This window comes from Sphingomonas sp. Leaf30 (assembly GCF_001422525.1).
GTDB lineage: Bacteria > Pseudomonadota > Alphaproteobacteria > Sphingomonadales > Sphingomonadaceae > Sphingomonas > Sphingomonas aerolata.
The window spans coordinates 1-18,320 of the sequence record NZ_LMKZ01000015.1; the positions used below are offsets into that span (position 1 = coordinate 1).

General features: G+C 61.3%; 14 protein-coding genes and 1 pseudogene. 8 read left to right on the top strand and 7 right to left on the bottom strand.

All coding sequences use genetic code 11. The features are described 5' to 3' along the window. Positions 1 to 1,492 precede the first annotated feature (1,492 nt). Entirely contained in the window at positions 1,493 to 1,660 is a 168-nt protein-coding gene (locus tag ASE89_RS11685; protein WP_156363443.1) for a hypothetical protein, read from the top strand. A gap of 1,129 nt (positions 1,661 to 2,789) precedes the next feature. Here ASE89_RS11685 and ASE89_RS11690 read toward each other — a convergent pair. The 5 genes from ASE89_RS11690 to ASE89_RS11710 form a co-directional block, all read right to left on the bottom strand. Further along, positions 2,790 to 3,989 (bottom strand): replication initiator protein A, encoded by a 1,200-nt coding sequence (locus ASE89_RS11690; protein ID WP_056677834.1) that lies wholly within the window; start codon positions 3,987 to 3,989, stop codon positions 2,790 to 2,792. A gap of 103 nt (positions 3,990 to 4,092) precedes the next feature. Then, positions 4,093 to 5,133: a ParB/RepB/Spo0J family partition protein gene (locus ASE89_RS11695; RefSeq protein ID WP_056677837.1), complete on the bottom strand. Its 1,041-nt coding sequence runs from the start codon at positions 5,131 to 5,133 to the stop codon at positions 4,093 to 4,095. Positions 5,134 to 5,195: 62 nt separating this feature from the next. After that, the gene (locus ASE89_RS11700) at positions 5,196 to 6,392 is read right to left on the bottom strand and encodes an AAA family ATPase (RefSeq protein WP_056677840.1); all 1,197 of its coding nucleotides are present in this window, start codon (positions 6,390 to 6,392) and stop codon (positions 5,196 to 5,198) included. 446 nt (positions 6,393 to 6,838) lie between these two features. Further along, positions 6,839 to 7,417: a GNAT family N-acetyltransferase gene (locus tag ASE89_RS11705; RefSeq protein WP_236701736.1), complete on the bottom strand. Its 579-nt coding sequence runs from the start codon at positions 7,415 to 7,417 to the stop codon at positions 6,839 to 6,841. After that, a complete protein-coding gene (locus tag ASE89_RS11710) occupies positions 7,383 to 7,691 on the bottom strand; it encodes a type II toxin-antitoxin system TacA family antitoxin (RefSeq protein ID WP_056677843.1) in 309 nt (102 codons plus the stop codon). The genes ASE89_RS11705 and ASE89_RS11710 overlap by 35 nt, the downstream gene beginning before the upstream one ends. Positions 7,692 to 8,745: 1,054 nt before the next feature. On the opposite strand from ASE89_RS11710, the gene ASE89_RS11715 reads away from it, so the two are divergent. From ASE89_RS11715 to ASE89_RS11735, 4 genes are all read left to right on the top strand, one after another. Continuing rightward, positions 8,746 to 9,489, top strand: a complete 744-nt coding sequence (locus ASE89_RS11715) for a hypothetical protein (RefSeq protein WP_056677847.1) — start codon at positions 8,746 to 8,748, stop codon at positions 9,487 to 9,489. Between the two features lie 19 nt (positions 9,490 to 9,508). Next, positions 9,509 to 12,838 (top strand): MobF family relaxase, encoded by a 3,330-nt coding sequence (gene mobF / locus ASE89_RS11720; RefSeq protein ID WP_056677850.1) that lies wholly within the window; start codon positions 9,509 to 9,511, stop codon positions 12,836 to 12,838. A 982-nt stretch (positions 12,839 to 13,820) separates the two neighbouring features. After that, positions 13,821 to 13,991 carry a type II toxin-antitoxin system HigB family toxin gene (locus tag ASE89_RS21185; RefSeq protein ID WP_236701737.1) on the top strand — a complete coding sequence of 57 codons (171 nt, stop codon included), beginning with the start codon at positions 13,821 to 13,823 and terminating at the stop codon, positions 13,989 to 13,991. Between the two features lie 40 nt (positions 13,992 to 14,031). After that, positions 14,032 to 14,400, top strand: a complete 369-nt coding sequence (locus tag ASE89_RS11735; RefSeq protein ID WP_056677856.1) for a helix-turn-helix domain-containing protein — start codon at positions 14,032 to 14,034, stop codon at positions 14,398 to 14,400. Between the two features lie 525 nt (positions 14,401 to 14,925). Here ASE89_RS11735 and ASE89_RS11745 read toward each other — a convergent pair. Continuing rightward, positions 14,926 to 15,495 (bottom strand): recombinase family protein, encoded by a 570-nt coding sequence (locus ASE89_RS11745; protein WP_056677954.1) that lies wholly within the window; start codon positions 15,493 to 15,495, stop codon positions 14,926 to 14,928. A gap of 237 nt (positions 15,496 to 15,732) precedes the next feature. On the opposite strand from ASE89_RS11745, the pseudogene ASE89_RS11750 reads away from it, so the two are divergent. Continuing rightward, positions 15,733 to 16,002, top strand: a pseudogene (locus tag ASE89_RS11750) (transposase); the annotation flags it as partial. A 79-nt stretch (positions 16,003 to 16,081) separates the two neighbouring features. Here ASE89_RS11750 and ASE89_RS20400 read toward each other — a convergent pair. Continuing rightward, a complete protein-coding gene (locus ASE89_RS20400; protein ID WP_236701738.1) occupies positions 16,082 to 16,423 on the bottom strand; it encodes a hypothetical protein in 342 nt (113 codons plus the stop codon). A gap of 340 nt (positions 16,424 to 16,763) precedes the next feature. Here ASE89_RS20400 and ASE89_RS11755 point away from each other — a divergent pair, with 340 nt between their 5' ends. Together ASE89_RS11755 and ASE89_RS11760 are read left to right on the top strand one after the other, a co-directional pair. Then, positions 16,764 to 17,573, top strand: a complete 810-nt coding sequence (locus ASE89_RS11755) for an aldolase/citrate lyase family protein (RefSeq protein WP_192003702.1) — start codon at positions 16,764 to 16,766, stop codon at positions 17,571 to 17,573. A gap of 5 nt (positions 17,574 to 17,578) precedes the next feature. Continuing rightward, positions 17,579 to 18,298: an SDR family NAD(P)-dependent oxidoreductase gene (locus ASE89_RS11760; protein ID WP_056677862.1), complete on the top strand. Its 720-nt coding sequence runs from the start codon at positions 17,579 to 17,581 to the stop codon at positions 18,296 to 18,298. The last annotated feature ends 22 nt before the right edge of the window (positions 18,299 to 18,320 follow it).

Consider the following 18,320-nt stretch of genomic DNA (forward strand, 5'->3'; position numbering starts at 1 on the left):
TTATATTCTCGTTTGGCTAACTGTAGGCGGAACTGCGACATTCTCGATAAAAACAGCTGCTCTGCTGTGGTCTTTTATTGGTTGTTTAAGTAAAACGCCAGAAACTACTACAGAAGATCAAGCGTGAAGATGGACTAACTGGTTTAATGGCGTACTAAAATGTAATTGCCTTTCCACTCTCTTATCGAATATCTTTCGTTTTGAGGGCGCCCACAGTATGTCCATATGTTCCGTCACGGGGGCGGCGAAGCGCGCGGATTTTGGTGAGTGGGTTTTAAAATGTAGCTCGTCGGCCAGATGCGACCGCCGTCCTACCCCGTGATGCTGAGAAGCACGTCGCGGTTGGCGTGCAGGGCCGCGATCACCTCCGCGGCAATGGCCTGGTACGAGGCCTTCACGCCGTAGTGCGAGCTGAAGGAATTTTCAGTTATGTAGGCTTTCAGGCCGGCGACGCAGCTGGTTGGCGAACGTAGTCAACCCGCTGATTGTCGCGGCATAGCCCTTGTTCCTACCCGACGATCCCTTGTCGAAATTGTGATGCCCGTTGTTGAAAGTCAGCTCCAGGGATCCTTCACGCTGCCCCGCGATGGATCGCGCAACCCGCGTTCGCATGCCTTCTTCGGCCCCTCCTTTGTCCAAGGGGAACGTCGCGGACTACTGCGGATATTTCAGCACAATCGGATGAGCACCTCGGCCCAACGCAGGCCGCCAGGGTGCTGGTCGAGAATAGCGCGGACCTCGTCGTGGATCTCCTTGCGGTTCAGTTTTGAAATGGTCGAGGCCTCTGGTTCAGTTGGTGCGCGTGTTGTCGCCGAATGCTTCGTGCAACATGGCGGGCAGCAGAGCGGCAAGTTCGGTCGCCGCTTCGGCCTGGGCCAACCGGCCAATTGAACCTTTACCTGAAGGCGGTCGAACCAGTGCTGTGCGTCGAGTGACGGGACTGGAACAGCGATGCTTTCCAGCGCCTTGATCCCAAGCGTCCTATTTCGCCCTGTCCCGCACGCGTGAGCTGACTGCGCTTGCAAGGAGCAGCAACGTGGTTGCGCGGCCCATCCGTGTAGACCAAGTGACAAACGTCACGACGCCGGACAAGTTATAGCGGCGCGTCATGATTGCTGCATCTGTATCGGGGACGTAGAGAGACATGATATCCCCGAGCGCTGGGCCGACATCTTCACCGGAACGCCCTAGCCGACTGACCGTTTTCAGCATTGTGCCGATGCTATAATCCGCAAAGTGTCAGCGACGCACAGTACGCCCGGTTGCTCCCTGCTAGCGATCTTCTCTACGCTCCGCCTCCGATTACCCGCGCAATCGCATTCGATGCATTCGGGACGCCGGTGCATACCGGCTGCAAGCGGCATCCATTCGAACGGATGATCCGACAGGCCCAGAACTAGGCATGGCCCCTGGCCTCGCCGATGATCCAGCTGATCGACTTCGCAGACTATGACGCTGGTTGGCGCTGCCCTACCCAGACGCGGAGCTGACGATGCTCAACGAGGAATTAGCGACGATCGCGCCCTATTCTGGCATGTTAGATACGCTGCGCCTGGTCGGCGAGAAGAGTGTGATGATCGCTGTCGCATCCAACCTTGCCCTGCCCTATGCAACCCTGCTGAGGGCTTTGTTGGGCATTCCAATGTCTCCTTCGATGTAGAGGCGATCAAGCCTGACAGAGCGCTCTACGCTGGCCTGAAGGCTCTCCTGGGATGCGACGCCAGTGAACTGCTGATGCTGTTCAATATGTGACGCGATGATATTTACGGCGCCGTGGAGGCTAGATCGCGCTCAGCGGGTCGATCGCTGGGGCCGCGCTTCTCATTCCCGCCAGTTTATGGCTGTTCGCTAACTCGGTGACGCTTGTCCCTATCGGCGAACAGCTCCGCAAATGACGGGGCCGGAACTCGCTCAAACTCTATCGATGTAAATCTCGAATACCTTAAGGCCCAAGGGTGGCGCGCCATGCGACATGATTAGGGTAGACGCTCACGAATGCACCCGATGCAGAAAAGGCGGCTACCAACCTAGGGCGGGATGATCATTACGATAGTTGCGAACAGCCCGAAACCAACCGTGCTGCCCTGATGCGGAACGCGGTTGCGACTATCGCCGCACGACGCGTGCGTGACGGCCATAAATGGCTCACGGGGCGGGTATGTCCTCGCCGGTTGGGCATCACCTGCTGAATCGCAGGTGGCCTTCCATCCGCTATAAATAGCGCACGCTGCAATCGGACGATTCTCGCTGTCGAGGAGGGGTTCATTTCATTCACTGTTGATCTGCAGGCAGGTCTGAGAGTCGCCTACGTCGCATGGTGCATGCGCGGACACAGGCACGACCTAATCCATTTCTCAAAGATATAGAAACTCCTTGGTTAGAGAGTTTATAACTGATGTTAGAGGGTTAGCCAGCTTTTTACCGGGCTTAAACGCTTTGTTCTCCGTGAGTTAGATCGGCACCGCCGTTCCGGATGTGTCGTCGATCCGTTCCTGGAGTGTCGACGACTAAGTTCCTGAAGGATCGACTTTGCGTTCCTGAAGGACCGAACGCTGTTCCTGGAGTGTCGAAGCCCCGGCCGATCAGATAGTTTTTTGAAAGCAATTGAATCAGTTCGCCGGGGTTTGTCTGAAGGGACGTTCAATTGGGATAGATACCCAAGCGTCGAGCGGGAAAGACATTTGTGAGCACGACACTTCGGGAACGGTGGCGCCAGTTTAGCGGTTTCGATGTACGTGTGGGTCCCCTGCCCTCCTGAGGCAAAGGCCGTTCGTAAGACGAAAAAGCTTCTAGCGCCCTAGTTCGTGGCGGTGCTTTTCATGATAGCGGCGGACAAAGCCGATGAACGCCGCCTGATAACTCACCGGCGTGCGAGCGTTGTCGGCCTCAACCCACGTGCGAAACTCATGGTGCAACGTCTGATAATCCCAGCCTGGGCACTCTGCTCGCAACGTTGCCATCGTCGCATCTGTGATTTCGCCGGCGGTCGCGCGTGTTGCCAGACTGGTGCGCGACCGTCGCAGCAACGCTGTCACGTCAATCGTTTCAGTCGCATCGTCAGCCGTGGCAGCGGGATTGGTTGACGCTGGCCTTGGTGCAGGCTTAGCGCCGCGCACCTTGTACGCCGCCACGGTTTTCACCGGGCGCTCGGCATCACTGCGACGTTGCATCCGCAGCGATGGCTCGCGCTTGCCAGCCGGCGTCTCCAAGGCAAGCGCATAGCCAGGAAGCTCGTTGCGCTCCGCGATCTTGGCGATCTCAAATTTGAAACGACGATACTGCCCTTCTGCGCCCGATTTCTCGAACAGTGTCGGCATGGCGATCGCGAAGCCGACCTCCCCTGCCCCGCCAGCGTGCTTGCGCGCTACGCGGTACAGCCAGCGCTCGCGCCCGCCGGTCAGGTCGAAATAGGCGCGGTCGATCGACAGCACCCCGCCCTGCATCATCACGCCTTCCCAGAACCAGTTAGATAACTCGATCGTCATGCCGCGCGATCGCTCGGTCCTTTCGTCGACCAGCTGGGTCCAGCCGTCGAGCCAGCTGAAGGTCGCCTCGCGGCGGTTCTCGGCGCGAATGTTGGTCTTGATCGTGGTCGACACTAACCGGTCGAGCGCCTGCCCAAGTAGCTCATAGGCGCGCCCCGTCGTCGGTCGCCCGATCGCGCGGAGCAGGTCGTAGGGCATCAGATGGAGCTTGCGCGGCACGTCGTTGACGCCTCGCCGGGCCATGTCGGCGAGCACGCTCGCGCAATAGATCAGGATATCGGCATCCCAGATTGTCGCCATGCCGTAATCGGGATTGCCCGAGACATGCACCCACAGCTTGCCGTCGGGGCTCTTGTAATTGATCGGCTTGACGCGCTTCGACTTGGCGAGGCTGAAGAACGGGCGTTCCATCATCTCGCGCTGGTCGCGCAGCGGCATGTCGGTGAGATAGGGGAGGAACAGGTTGAACTGCTCGGACACGTTCTGGCGATCGGCACGGGTCATGCGGTCAGACTCCGGGTGTTTCCCCGGGGAAACACCGTCGGGCCGGTGCGGGCAACCGTCGGCACCGGGTTGCGGCGCGGCCTGTTTCCCCGGGGAAACACGCTCACCGTTTCAGCCCGCGGCCTTCGGCCTCTAGATGCGCGAGCGCCTGGCGCAGCGCGTCGACCAGCTCGTCGGTCGCCGCACCCGACCCGGCGTGGAGCCGGATCGTGACGCCCTGGCGGTTGCTCGACTGGACGCTGAGCCCGGGGCGGCCGTGTGGCGTGGTCCACGTAAAGGGGGGAGCGCTGTCGGCGGGATCGTTCGGCGCGTCGAGCAATCGCCGTAATACGTCCGCGGCAGGGTAGGGGGCCGCACCCCGATCGCGCCGCGCGGTCTGTTCGCGCGCGAGCTCGCGCGCCGCGCCTTGGATCGCCTTGGTTGCAGCCTTGTCGTCGAGCGCCTGCGCCAGCGCATAAGCGGGCTTGAGCTGGACATCGGCCGGGGAAGCGAAGGCGGCGATCACCGCATCGGGGATCTGTGCAACCTTTACCATCTTCGACAGCCAGCCCTTCGACACCTTGAGCCGTTCCGCCATCCGCGTCAGATGGTTGCCGTAATGCGTCTTGAGCGCGTCGGCATAATTGCGCGCGCGTTCGAGATCGGACACGTCCTTGCGCGCACGGTTCTCGAGGTCCGCGAGCCGGAACGCGGCTTCGTCGTCGAGGCTGGCAACTTGCGCCACAAACTGCATTTCGGGATAGGAATGCGCACGCAGCCAGCTGATCGACCAGTGGCGTCGCGTGCCCGCGATCACTTCGAAGTCATGAGCCGGATCGCCGTCAACACGGCGTACCACCGCTGGGACTTTCTGTCCGCCTTCGGCGATGATGGAATCGATCAGCTCGCGGCAGTCATCTTCGGTCAAATGCTTGTAGCTGCGTGCATTGCCGGGCCAGATCCGCACGCGCGTGGGATCGAGCAGCAGCTGCGTCACTTGCCGCACTTCGCCGCTCGTCACGCGCGCGAGCGCGGTCTCTCGGTTGAGCAGCGTGGTGCCGCGCGACCGTTCAGGTATGGGCGGGGCAGGGGGGGCGCCCGCGTCGGTTTCGGCTGGCTCATCCGCTAGCAAGGCCGCGAGATAATCGGATTGCTTACGCGCCATGCGACACCTCCCGCATTAGACATATTTGGAACGCTGATGTGTCGGACAGCGACAATTCTGGTTCACGCGACATGGAGTAGATCTTCCTCACGTGCGGGCTCCACTCGGCCCCAGCCTTGGCGGACGAGCTGCTCAATCTGTCCCATCGCCTCATCGAGATTTGCGCGGCAACGCTTGTGCGTCTTGGGCGTGCCGATCGGGCGTTCGAGTTCATAGATCGTCATCATACGCATTGCGGCGTGGCTGATCTCGGCGGATTCTAGGATCGGTACCGGAAGCAGGGCAGGGCCGAAGCTTTGTTCCATGATCGTGCGGACCATTGCGTGGCTCGGGTCGTTCGAGTCGAACTTTGAACATATCAACCGTAAAAAGCCGTATTCGACCTCGATTCCGGCATGCGCGAGCTGCTGCAGCACCTGATCCATCATCGACAGGAACTGCACTGTCGAACAGAAATCGGGCGTTGTTGCGGCCAGCGGGACGAGCAGCGCATTCGCCGCCTGCATCACCGCAAGGCTGATCGTCCCGAGCGCGGGGGGAGGATCCAGCAGTACCACATCATAATTGCGCGCGAGGTCGGTCAGCCCCTGCTTAAGTTTGCGGAAGCGTGCGGCGAGTACCGACTGCCCATCCGATCCCGCCGCGGCGAGCTCATACTCAACGTCGAATAACTCGAGGTTCGACGGGATCAGGTCAACATTGGGCCACGGCGTTGACTTGACTGCATAAAGCAGATCGGCTTGGGTCGGATCGATGGACAGATACGGGTATAGCGTCTCTTCTCGTGTAATATTGAAATGGGGATTGAACCCGAACAGCGTCGTCGTTGTCGCTTGGCTGTCGCAATCGACCACCAGCACACGATAGCCCTGCACCGCGAAATAATGCGCGAGGTGACAGGTGACGGTCGACTTTCCGACCCCACCCTTAAAATTCTGCACCGCGATGATTGCGGGAATATCAAGCGGCGCGCGGGCAGGAGAGGCGCCAAGGACCTCGCGCATCTGCAGCAAATTCTCCACCGAATAGCCGAGTCTGCGCCCGTTTTCACCCGCCGGGGCGGGGGGGAGGCGACCGTCGTCCTCAGCCATGCGGATCCGGTTGGTCGAACAGCGGAGCAATTGCGCCGCCTCTGCGATCCCGAAGCGGACGTTGAGTCCCTTTCGGCTTTCGGGCAGGAATGCCTTACGCCGTAGGCGTTCGATCATTCGTTCGCCTGCGTCCGCAAGCTCGCCGATATGATTGACGATGGCATTCATGAATCGGTCCAGTCGCTCATTTGAAGCTTTTCATAAGATATCTATAGGTAAAAAGCTTCAAATAAAAGGGCGCGCCCATTAAAAGGCTTATTTCGATTTTGCCCCTCGCAACCAGCGGGCGTTATGACCCAGCATGTATTGTGATCAGATGTTTTGGCATCACGTTCATCACAGAACGATTTCAAATGGCATCGTCAAAGAGGCAGAAGATGCCAGCTTAATAGGAGGCGGATTTCGGGAAGGCAGTTCTCGCCCCGACTGTAAGCGTTTCAGGGGAAGCCGCCTGCGCTTCCAGCCGTGGTCCGCGAACGCAAATCAGGCTGTGGATCGGTTGTTCGCCAAAATCGGTTGTTCGCCAAAGACGCAGCAGATGATCAGCGGGCACATAGTCGTCGAGCCGAAACCCATAAACAACGCCCCCTGCGCCGCCTGTAGACCCCACATGCTCATGACTGCGTAAGCGTTCGAACCGTCGCGATCGGCAGGAAGAGTCGTAAGCCATTGGACGCCAGTGGCTCAAAACCATAGCCAGTATAGAGCGCCACGCGCTTCGCCACCGTGTCGGGGTCGCCACAGTCCAGCACGTCGAGCATGACGACAGCGATCCCCAGCGCATCGGCCGCCACGACCAGCCGCTTGAGGCAATCGACCAACAGATCGCCGCCATAGCCCTGTCCCTGGAACCGGCTATCGACGCCGATCATCGAGATATAGGCTGCCGGAATGCTCCCATGGGCAGGGCGGGTGCGGGCGAACCGCTCGGGCAATTTGGTATAGTCGATGGCGTGAGCATTGGTGGCGTAGAAGCCAATCAGCTCGTTCTCAGACCCCGTCATCACAAAGGTGCGGATGTTGCCCGCCTTGGAGAGTTTGTTGGCGGTACGACGGAAAAAGTTGTCGACCTGGTCGATACCACACGAGAAAGCCGCTCGATCATGCCTGGCAGGATCGAGCGGCTCGATAACGATGGGTTTGCGGCCTCGGCTGCGGTCACCGATGGATGATCGTCTCGCGATGGCGCGCAAAGGCGGTTCGCAGTCGCTCGGTGGGGGACGGCGGTATGTCGAGCGCGGCGAAGAAGCCGGCATGGTCGATCGGCTGCAAGCTGGTGCGCTCATGCGCCGCGATCGTCTCCATTGCCGAGCGATAGGCTGCGTTCATGGTGAAGACCGAGTCGTCCACGCCTGAGAGCGCAGCAGCCTGCTGGATAGCCTGCTTGATGCGCGGCTTCGTTCGGAAGTTCATCCGCTCGCTGCTGCGCTCGTCAACGGCGCCGACCTGATCCTGGAAGCCGAGCATGGCACACCTCCTCTAGCTCTTGGCCTTATGTACGCCTTAGTGGCGTACATTTCAATAATCCGCTGCTGCTTTGAGATGGCCGTGTCCGGCAGTTGCGATCGCCGCTTTCTACCGCCGCCACGCATGAGGAGGGGGATTACCATCGAGCATGCTTATCGGCTTGGGCGTGATCCAGTCAGCGCCTAAGGTCGGGTAACTCTCCGTGTAGCCACTACCCACAATCCAGTTGTTCGTGATTGCGTCGACGCCGTTCGTGCTCCGTTGATAGGCTCAGGCAACCACCGCAGCCTGACGATCGGAATGGATCGGACCTAGAGACAGGTCGGACTTGGCAAAGCAGGAATCGTCCGATCGTAGCGCGAAGCCCCACTGGTAGCTGATCAGACCCATCCGAGCCCCCCAGGTGAGGGGATGGTCCGAAACTCACCCGTCAGCATCAGGATTTCAGGAACTGCCATTCTCACAGGTGATCGGCCGTGTTAATCGGGCTTTGCCGTCTGGTCAGTCCCGGGGGGTGAGGCGTAGGAACCTCGGATCATATCAGCCGGTCGACAATAGATGTCGGCCGGGTGGTCGTCACGCATGTCCAAGGCTCGCCTAAAGGTGGCGGCGCCTTGTCACCGGGCAAGCGGACCAAAGTTGAAAAGTTGCCGGGACAACTTGCGATGGATCTCTGGCCAACAGGGGTGATTAGGTTCAATCGCCCAAGGGCTCGGATGCCCCGCTGGACGTCCCGAAATGAACCGACGAATCTGGACAGGCCAGTGCAGCAAAAGCTGGGATTTCAAGGGTTCAGGAGGCACACATCACGCTGTGCCCAGCATGTATAAAGCATTGATATTCATAGGATATGATAGCGTCATACGGCTGTAAGCTCTGTTTGCATGACGTCACACGAGATATGATGGCCGTGTGACGCAAAAACGACCTTGCACTCCGTGCCGCCTTGGGTCTTGTTGCAGCTCTGCATCGCGTCCGCGCAGTCCAATCGGGGACGGGCGTCGCCACCGGGAGCAGCCTTTTGAAAGCCAGGCGTCCAGTAATTTCGGTATCGATGACCGAAGACGAGAATGACCTTTTTCGTGAGGAAGCCGCGCGTACCGGCGAGAGCCTCAACGTAATGATGATCCGTCTGGCGAAGTTCGGCCTTAAACATCAGACGCAGGCCAAGGCTGCAGCCGAGAGCGGCAAGGTGACCCTCATTGAGGCGTCACGTGATGAGCCCGTGGGGCTGCTGACGGCTGACCCCGCTGCAACTGCGACCGTGCCCACCTCCACGGGCATCGTGCCCGTTCCAGCTGCGGCCACGAGCGGCATCGCGTCTGCTCCTGCGCCGGTCCCCGCGCCACGGACCGTGATCAAGCCTACTCCCACGGACGCTCCCATTTCCTTTTTTGAACGGCGACAGAAGTCCCGGTGGACGCCGACACCTGTTGGTGAGGCACCTGTCGGATCAGACAAGGCCCGCTGGTCGGCGGTCGGCGTGCTATCAGCAGCGCTGGCGCTGATGGTCGTCCCCGGCAACGGCATGGTTGCTGCGGCGGTCAGCCAGACAGTACTCGGCGAGCCGGGCGATGGTATCGCCGCGTCCAACCGGCTGTTCGAACACTACAGCCACCGGGCAGGGCCGCTGCGCCACTGGGAGGCAACCACGCGGCTCGCCGATAACCAGGCGCGGGTGAAGGCGTGCGCGGACCGCGCCGACCGGTTCAGTGACTATCGCCGGCTTGCGCCATGCGAGATCCATGTCTCCAGCCGCAGGCGCGCGATCGAGGTCGGACAGGGCATCGTCGACTGATGCCAATGGCTCAAGTGCCATGCTGACTCCGGCGGTCGTGCGGTCCGCGTCCGGTGCCGCTAGCTACTATGCTGCTGACAACTACTACACCGATGGGCAGGCGACCGAGGCAAGCCTGTGGGTGGGGCAGGGGGCCAAGGCGCTTGGGCTTGACGGTCCGGTCAGCCACGACGCCTTCGAGGCCGTGCTGGCGGGCTCGCTGCCGAATGGCGACACCATCCCGACCGGTCCGGGTGGCAAGCACCGCGCCGGGCTCGACTTCACCTTCTCCGCGCCAAAGTCGCTGTCGCTGCTCGCCTATGTTGGCGGCGATGCTCGCCTGCTGACGGCGCACATGGCGGCGGTCAAAACGACGATTGGATGGATCGAGGCCAACCTCGCCGAGGCGCGGGTCACTCGTCACGGCAGGCAGGAGCCGGTGAAGAGTGGCAACCTCGTCGTGGCCCTGTTCCAGCACGACACCAGCCGCGCGCTCGACCCGCAGGCGCATATTCACGCGATCATCGCCAACGCGACCAAGGCGCCTGACGGCAGTTGGCGTGCGCTCCACAACGACAAGCTATGGGAGGGCTACACCGCGGCTGCCTCCGTCTACAACGCGACGCTTAGAGCTGCAGTTGGGCAGCTCGGTTACACGACCGAGCGTGTTGCCAAGCACGGCCAGTTCGAGATCGCCGGCGTCCCCCGTGACGTGATTGAACTGTTCTCGACGCGCTCGGCCGCGATCGATGCCGGCATGGCGGCGATGAAGCATCATACCCCCGAGGCGCGCTCGGCGGTAACGCTGAGCACGCGCGCCGCCAAGCCGGCCGAGATCGACCGCGACGTGCTGCGCGCGGAATGGGGTGAGAAGGCGCGAGGGGCGGGGGTCGATCTACCCGCGATGGTGGCAATCGCGCAGGAGAAAGCGGTCAGTCAGCCAACGGCATGGCGGCGGCTGGTGGAGGGGATCAGCGGCATCACCGCGCAAGGCGCGGCGCTCGCGGATAACCTCGGGCTCCAGATTGGTCCCAGGCCGGATCCGCTGGTGCCGGAACGCACCGGGCGGCTGCGTCCCGACGCCTTCGTCGCCGCGCACGCAGTCGCTTCCGCCGTCCGCCACCTTGCCGAACGCGAAGCAGCGTTTCCGGCGCGCGAGTTGCTCAAGACTGCGCTCGACATGGGCGCTCCCGTCAATGTGGCGGCGGTCGAGCAGCGCATCGCCATGCTCGCCGAGCGCGGACTGCTGATCGCCGGCGCCGATGGCGCGATGATGACCACCACCCAGGCGCTCGAGATCGAGCAGCGCATCGTCGCGAGCGTTTTAGCTGGTCGCGACGCCGTGCCCGCCATCGTCGCCCCCGGTGATGCCGAGACGAGCGTCCAGCAGATGGCGGTGGAGGCGATGGGCCGCAAACTTAACAAGGGCCAGCTGGCAGCCGCCACCACGATCCTCACCACGCGCGACCGCGTCATTGCCGTCCAGGGCGTGGCGGGTGCCGGCAAGTCGTCGATGCTCAAGCCCGTTGTTCGCATCGCGCAAGGCGAAGGGCGGCAGGTCATCGGCCTCGCCATCCAGAACAGCGTTGTGCGCCGGCTCGGTGCAGACACTGGCGTCGAGGCGCGCACGATCGCGTCTTTCCTTAACGAGCATGAGTACCGCCCGGGCACGTCGCTACGCGGTGCGATGCTCGTCGTCGACGAGGCTTCGATGATCGACAACCGCACGATGGAGCGGCTGGTCGACGTCGCCAGCGCGCACGGCGTCGACCGGCTGGTGCTGGTCGGCGATCGCCGTCAGCTGGGCGCGGTCGAGGCGGGCAAGCCGTTCGACGTCATCCTGCGCGCCGGTAGTCGCACCGCGGTCATGGACGAGAATGTTCGCGCGACCACGCCGCAAATGCGCGACGTCCATGCCGCGGCGCAGAAAGGCGATGTGCCCGAGCTGATGCGGCTGCTCAAGGCCGACACCATCGAAGCCCCCGGTACTGCCGCCGCAGTGGTAGCCGATCGCTGGATGGCGCTTTCGTCGCGGGACCGTTCCCGCACCGGCATCTACGCGTCGGGCCGCCAGCTGCGCGGCGAAATCAACGAGGCGGTGCAGCAGCGGCGCATGGCGGCGGGTGAACTTGGCCGAGCGCCGGCAAACATGACCGTGCTGTCGCCGGTCCACCTGACCCGCGAGGAGCAACGTCTTCCTGAGCATTACACCCGCAACCGCATCGTCGAGTTCAGCCGCGGTGTGCCGACGCAAGGGGTCCGTTCGGGCTTCGCGGAAGTGGTGGGCGTGCAGGACGGCGTCGTTACCTTACGCCGGCAGGGCGGCGTGCAGGAGCGGTTCCGCCCGGCCAGGCTAGCCGCCAACCGCGTCGACGATTTTGTGCGCGTTCACGAACGGCAGAACCTGACGCTCCATGTCGGCGACGCTCTGCGCTGGACCGGCACCGACCATGAGCGCGGTCTGATCAACGCCGACCGCGCGCAGCTCACGCACATCGCCGCCGATGCGCTTACCGTTACCACCGCCGATGGTCGCGCGCTGCGCCTCGAGCGCGGCGACCCGATGCTCAAGCGGCTCGATCTCGCCTACGCGACCAGCACGCATGCGGCACAAGGCGCGACCAGCGATCACGGTATCGTCGCTGCCGACAGCCGCGAGGGCAAGCTCATCACCACCAGCCTGCTGCGGGTGCTGGCGACACGCGTGCGCGAAGGCGTCACGCTCGTCGTCGATGATGGTAGGCGGCTGGAGAAGGTGGCGGAACGGCAAAGCGGTGAGAAGACAGCGGCGAGCGAGGTCGCGGGGCCGGGGGCTCTACCACCCCGGAGCCCGGATACCCCTCAGATCCGCTTGCCGGGCTCGCCGCCAATCGAGGCTGATGCGATCGGTCGCTACGCACGGGCATTCGCGGCGGTGGAGGATGCGAGCCGGCAGCGCGAGTGGCCGGAGCGCGACGATGTTCGCGCCATGCATGCCGGCGCCGACAGGCTCGACCAGCTTCGGCCAAGCGGGGCCGAGGATCTCAGGACCGTGCTAGACCGCACGCCCGAGCTGGCGCGCGAGATCGCGGCCGGTAGGGTGGACCAGGCATGGCGGGCCTGGGCCGACGAGGGCCGTGCGCGCGCAAGCAGCGGACCTGATTATGCCGACCGGTTTGTCGCCGACTGGCGTGCTGCGTCGGGAGAGCGCGCCGCGGCGACCGGCGAGGACGCGACCTGGCGGGCCGAACGCAAGCTAGAGCGGCTGATCGAGCGCATGGACGAGCAGCCAGCACTCGAACACGCACTGGATAGGCAGATTCCTGAGCGCCAGCTCGAGATCGATCTCTCAGGCATAACCCGCGCACGCGACATGGACATGGGCATATGATCGATCGCGGCGGGCTGTTCCGCGATGCTGCCAGGCGCCATGTTCCTGACGGCGCATGGCGTTTAGAGCGCGCGATCGTGGATGCTTCCCATGCCCTTCTTCGAGAAGGACGATTTTCGGGGCGTAGCGAGCAACCGCGTGCGCCGGCCCTACAAACTGTTCAAGGCGATTCTCGACGACATCCTCGGTGCGGGGGTGCGGGCGGATGACGCCTGCGGGGCGATCTGTGGTGCGCCATCGCCGGCGTCGCATGGCGCAGCCCCGACGGGCAGGAGGTCAGCTACTCTTCTCGCTAGGCCAGCGATGTGGTGGCCTGGGCCGGCGAGGAGGCGGGTAGCCTCGAATGGTATTGCAGCGGTAAACCTGGGATCGTCGCCGACTGGATTGCGCAAGCGCTTGAACGTGCGGGATGGTGGTCGGTCCCGGCGAAGTTGACCGGCCGTCAGCGCGACGCCTCGCCGGATGCCGGCAGGTAGAATCCCGCCGGCCCAGGCTCATCCCACGATGAGCATCTATCGGGGCGCCCCATGGGCGACGGTGCTGACGCGCAAGTCGCGGCCGCCGAGATCATCGCTGACCAGAAAGGCCATGACCCAGGCGGTCTCTCGCTGAGAGATTTGCGTGACGAGGGGCGGCGCTGATGCGCCGCGGACCGGCAGCAGGGAGCGGACGGGGTATTGGTGTATGACGAGCAGTTCGGCGAAGCGGGGGCAATGGTAGAAGTTGGAGAGATAATAAAACCTCGCTTTCTTCACCAAGTCGGTGCGTCCCCCTCGGCGGGGCCGTTTCGTTGGCCGCCTCGAACACTCATTTCCCATAGCGGGAAGATTTCTTGTTTCCCATGGCGGGAAATGGTCATCGAATGCGTATGAGGGTCATCGCCAGGAACAAACTGATCGCTTTCTGGTCGAAGCACCCCACGACGGAAGCCTCTTTAAGTCACTAGTATGAGGTTGCTTGGGCGGCCACTTGGCAAAGCCCATTGGATGTCGTTGCCGACTTTTCAAAAGCGAAGTCGCTCAATGGCGGGCGGGTCCGGTTCGAGGTGGCTGGCGGTGATTATCGTATGGTGGTGGCGTTCGACTGGAAGCGGTCGATTGCCTTCGTCAAGTTCGTTGGACGCATGCCAAATACGGCAAGATTGATGTCCTGACGGTGAGCCTATTTTGACTATGCCTAGTGGAGGTGGTGCGATGCACATTCGTCCTATCCGGACCGGCGAGGACCATGAAACCGCGCTGCGAGAGATCAAGGCGCTATGGGGGGCAGACGAAGGTACGGATGCCGGCGATCGGCTCGACGTGCTCGCCACGTTGGTCGAAACGTATGAAAGCCGTCGCTGGCCTATCGAGCCGCTAGATCCGGTGCGCGCAATCGAGGCAGCAATGGAGATGAACGGTTACACGCGCGCGGAACTGGCGGCGCTGATTGGCCAGTCACGGGCAACCGAAATACTGGCGCGTCACCGTGCCCTCACCCTTCCCATGATCCGCAAGATCGCAGGGGCCTGGCGCGTGCCGGAGAAGGTGTTGGTTCAGGAGTATGCGCTGGCTAAGGCGTAATCCGGTACGGGGGTAAAATCTGGATCTATCGAATCTGAGCGTACAACGAACGGCTGTCGTCGAGCATGCTGATCGGGGTGGGCGTAATCCAGTCGGCACCATGCATTGGGTATGGTCCGTGGAACAAGTCACCGAGCGCGCGCCGGTAATGCGCGTTCATCCAGCGCCGACGACGATGTTCGGGGCCGTCATAAATCATGTGGCAGCGCTGGCAGAGTGCAGCCAGCTGGTGAAGCGCGCTATCGCTAGGATCATGGTTGAGGTGAGCACACGCCAGCACCACCGGTGTCCACCTGCCTTGGATCAGGATGTTCTCCATCGGTCGTCGCACGCGCCGTCCCCTGCCATCGCGCCAGCATAGACGATTCCTGTCCCACCACCGTCCATCTCCCAAGTGAAAAACCCTTTGGCCATGGGGACGCGCGCAATGCTCGCATCGTCCCTTCGCTCTGACAAAGCGCACGAGCTGCGACAGCTGCGGCCAATCGATCGGATATAGGAACACATGTTCGGCACGGATCGGCATCAGACGTCCATTCCTGACGCCGCGGCTGCCAGTGCACGGTAGAGCGTCGCATGATGGCATTTAAGCAGCTTGGCAGCTTCACGCACGGACGTACCCTCGCTTACCAGCCGCTCGCCTAGCGCGATTTGATCGGGGGTGAGCTTGGGCGGGCGCCCGAAGCGTACTCCCCTCGCCTTGGCCGCTACCCGCCCGGTGCTGGTGCGTTGGTGGATCAGCTCGCGCTCGAATTCGGCGATGCCGGCGAACACGGTCAGTACCATGCGTCCCGCTGGCGAGGTCGTATCCGCCCAAGGCTCAGCCAGTGAGCGCAGGCCGGCGCCGGCTTCCTTCAGCTTCTCGGCAATGTCGAGTAAATCGCGGGTGGAACGTGCCAGTCGGTCGAGCCTGGTCACCACCACCGTGTCATCATCGCGCAGCTGCTCGATCATCTTGGCCAGCTGGGGCCGGTCACGCTTTGCGCCCGAGATCTTTTCCTCAAACGTCCGCTTGCATCCAGCCTCCTTCAACGCGGTGCGTTGCAGCCGGAGATCTTGGTCATCGGTGGACACACGGGCATAGCCAATTAGCATGTCGCAAAATTGTATCAGAATGAAGGTATTTTGCAACCGACTTTTGCGACATCAGCATACATGTGAATGTAAACGTTCACGCATTCTGGCGGCGTTCTGATCGCGCTATTCGTCGTCTGTGTCTTGCCGCGGAGTAAGCACGAATGTCCTGGTTAGAGAGGATCGTGTTGAAAAAGTCGGCCTTGCAGTAGTGTCGGCGGTTTGATTCAACCTCGCGAGGTGAGCGGAGACGGGCCGATGATGGGCGAGCGGACGGTAGCGCAGGAAGCGCTGTTCTACAGCTTCAGTCTGGAGCGGCATGTTCCTGCGGACCACATGCTGCGCTCGATCGACCGGTTCGTGGACCTGTCGGGCATCCGCGAACATCTGAAGCCGTTCTATGGCGAGATGGGACGGCCATCGATCGACCCCGAGCTGATGATCCGCATGCTCATCATCGGCTACAGCATGGGGATCCGTTCCGAGCGCCGGTTGTGCGACGAAGTGCATCTAAACCTGGCCTATCGCTGCCACCGTATTTGATGCCCTTTCCGACTTTATAGAGGGCCGAACTACACTGGGGAGGATTAGCCTGCGGATTTTGCGGCTATGCCTCATTTAAGTGAACAGCTTGCTCCATAGCGGATCGCAAAGCCGCTACGAACTCGTCCGCTTCGATGTGAGCTATAAGATTTTCCTGCTTAACGTCCTCTGCCGTTTCAGCGAGCTTGACGTAGTTTTCATCGAAATCAGCCGTCATAACAGGGTATCCAGACATGCAAACCTCATGATTTGCTCGTGCGGCACACTGCTCAAGTTCTATTTCAATGTCGGCTTTAATAGTATCGATATCAGCTGGATAATTGGAAGCGCCCCCAATTGCTGTATGCCGGTATAGCATGTCCATCATAGCTGTTTGCTTGAAGTCGGTTGCCAAAACAATCTGCAATTCCGACGACCGATCCTCGTTCGTCGGTATGAAGAAAACGCGTAGCCGAGCAATTCATTGCTCCACCCTCATCCTGTAGAATGGGTTCGTCGTCGCTTGGTCCCCAAAAGAACCGCCGTCGCACCCCGCCAGTGTCGCAATTAGCATATTATTCCGATATTGCGTGAAGCCAATTTCGATGCGAAACATTCACGATTAAAGGCAATCAACCACTCGATCCATAGCTGTGCCATGGTATGCGAAGGCGCAATTTCGAGTGCTTGATTCGTTCCAACGATTGACGGCGACAGCGACAATCGTCAGGAACGCTGCCAGTTTGATAGAGTAACGAGGAATTGTCGTGAACACCACCGAACGTAGGATGCTTGAAGCGCTGAAGCGCGGGCGAGACCAGCACGGTGTTGTCGCCGTCAAGGCCGAATTTGAAGCAGAGGGCACGCGTCCCGACGAGTTTCATCGCTTGCTCGAGATCGCGCAGCGCGCCGACGTGAAGGTCGCACTCAAGATCGGTGGTTGTGAAGCGGTATCCGATCTACTCGCAACCAAGGTTTATGGTGTCGATTACGTCATCGCACCGATGGTCGAGACAGCATATGCCCTCACCAAGTTCATCGAGGCCAAGAACAAGACCCACGGGTCGTTGCGTGAGCGTACCGAGTTTCTGTATAACTTGGAAACCGAGACGACGCTGCGCAACATGGACGAGATGCTGCCGATCGCCAAGGGCGGTGTCGATGGCATCGTTTTCGGTCGCGTCGACTTCACGCTGTCGCGTGGCCTGCCGCGGACGGCAATCAACGATCGCCAGATTACCGATGCCGTATTGAAGGTTGCGCATGCATGCGCCGAGAACGATCTCGAATTGGTCGTCGGCGGTTCGGTTTCGGTCGAAGCCATCGACGCATTGCGCGAGATCCAAGCTATCCGCCTCGATCGGTTCGAGACCCGCAAGGTCATTTTTGACGGATCTGCCGTCAACAGCAGCACGATCGAGGACGGGATCGCGAACGCGGTTGAGTTCGAACTCGCCTGGCTGACCAACAAACGCGACTATTATGCCAAGATCGCGCATGAAGACGCCGCGCGTATCGACATGATGGAAGCGCGGATGAACAAGGCTGCGGCTCCCAAGCTCAAGTCTGTCGGCTAACACGCGTGACCAAGCCTTGGCGCCTGCTGGTATTGGGCGCGTCGGGGGCGATCGGCACCACTGTCGTCGACCATGCCATCCGTGATGGATGGCAGGTCGTCGCAGTGTCGCGGACCGAGCGTTCCACGTCGAAGCACGACGGCATAGAGTGGTTGCACTATGATCCGCTGGACGATGCCGATCCTCGATTAGTTTTTGAGGGCCAGCAGCCGTTCGACGGTGTATGTTTCGCGCAAGGTGCGAATGTGACCGATTCCCTGGCCACGTTCGACCTTGCCGGCCACCTCGACCTCTACCGGGCCAACTGCCTGTCAGTTGTCGTTGCCAGCGCGATGCTCGTGGAGGCGGGACTGCTGCGAGAAGGCGGCGCCCGCATCGTCGTCGTCAGTTCAATCTGGCAGGAGCGCGCGCGGACAAACAAATTGTCCTACACGATGACGAAGGCCGCGATCGGCGGGTTCGTGCGCTCGGCCAGTGTCGACCTGGGGGCTGACGGACACCTCGTAAACGGTGTTCTACCGGGTGTTCTCGACACGCCAATGACTCGGTCGCAGCTGTCGGACGAACAGATTTCCCGCGTCTGCGACAAGACCATGGTCGGACGGTTGCCCGATCTGGCGACACTGGCCGACACCATCATATTTCTGTGTTCCGAACGGAACACGAGCATCAGCGGACAGTCGCTGGCCGTCGATTTGGGAATGAGCAATGCCAACCTCCTCTAACGCAGCACGTACCCCGGCGGTT

What these genes read in the sequence shown, in the direction of transcription:
- ASE89_RS11685 (WP_156363443.1), top strand. Translation starts at nt 1,493, where the DNA reads ATGCTCAACGAGGAATTAGCGACGATCGCGCCCTATTCTGGCATGTTA.
- ASE89_RS11690 (WP_056677834.1), bottom strand. Translation starts at nt 3,989, where the DNA reads ATGACCCGTGCCGATCGCCAGAACGTGTCCGAGCAGTTCAACCTGTTC.
- ASE89_RS11695 (WP_056677837.1), bottom strand. Translation starts at nt 5,133, where the DNA reads ATGGCGCGTAAGCAATCCGATTATCTCGCGGCCTTGCTAGCGGATGAG.
- ASE89_RS11700 (WP_056677840.1), bottom strand. Translation starts at nt 6,392, where the DNA reads ATGAATGCCATCGTCAATCATATCGGCGAGCTTGCGGACGCAGGCGAA.
- ASE89_RS11710 (WP_056677843.1), bottom strand. Translation starts at nt 7,691, where the DNA reads ATGCTCGGCTTCCAGGATCAGGTCGGCGCCGTTGACGAGCGCAGCAGC.
- ASE89_RS11715 (WP_056677847.1), top strand. Translation starts at nt 8,746, where the DNA reads ATGACCGAAGACGAGAATGACCTTTTTCGTGAGGAAGCCGCGCGTACC.
- mobF (WP_056677850.1), top strand. Translation starts at nt 9,509, where the DNA reads ATGCTGACTCCGGCGGTCGTGCGGTCCGCGTCCGGTGCCGCTAGCTAC.
- ASE89_RS11735 (WP_056677856.1), top strand. Translation starts at nt 14,032, where the DNA reads ATGCACATTCGTCCTATCCGGACCGGCGAGGACCATGAAACCGCGCTG.
- ASE89_RS11745 (WP_056677954.1), bottom strand. Translation starts at nt 15,495, where the DNA reads ATGCTAATTGGCTATGCCCGTGTGTCCACCGATGACCAAGATCTCCGG.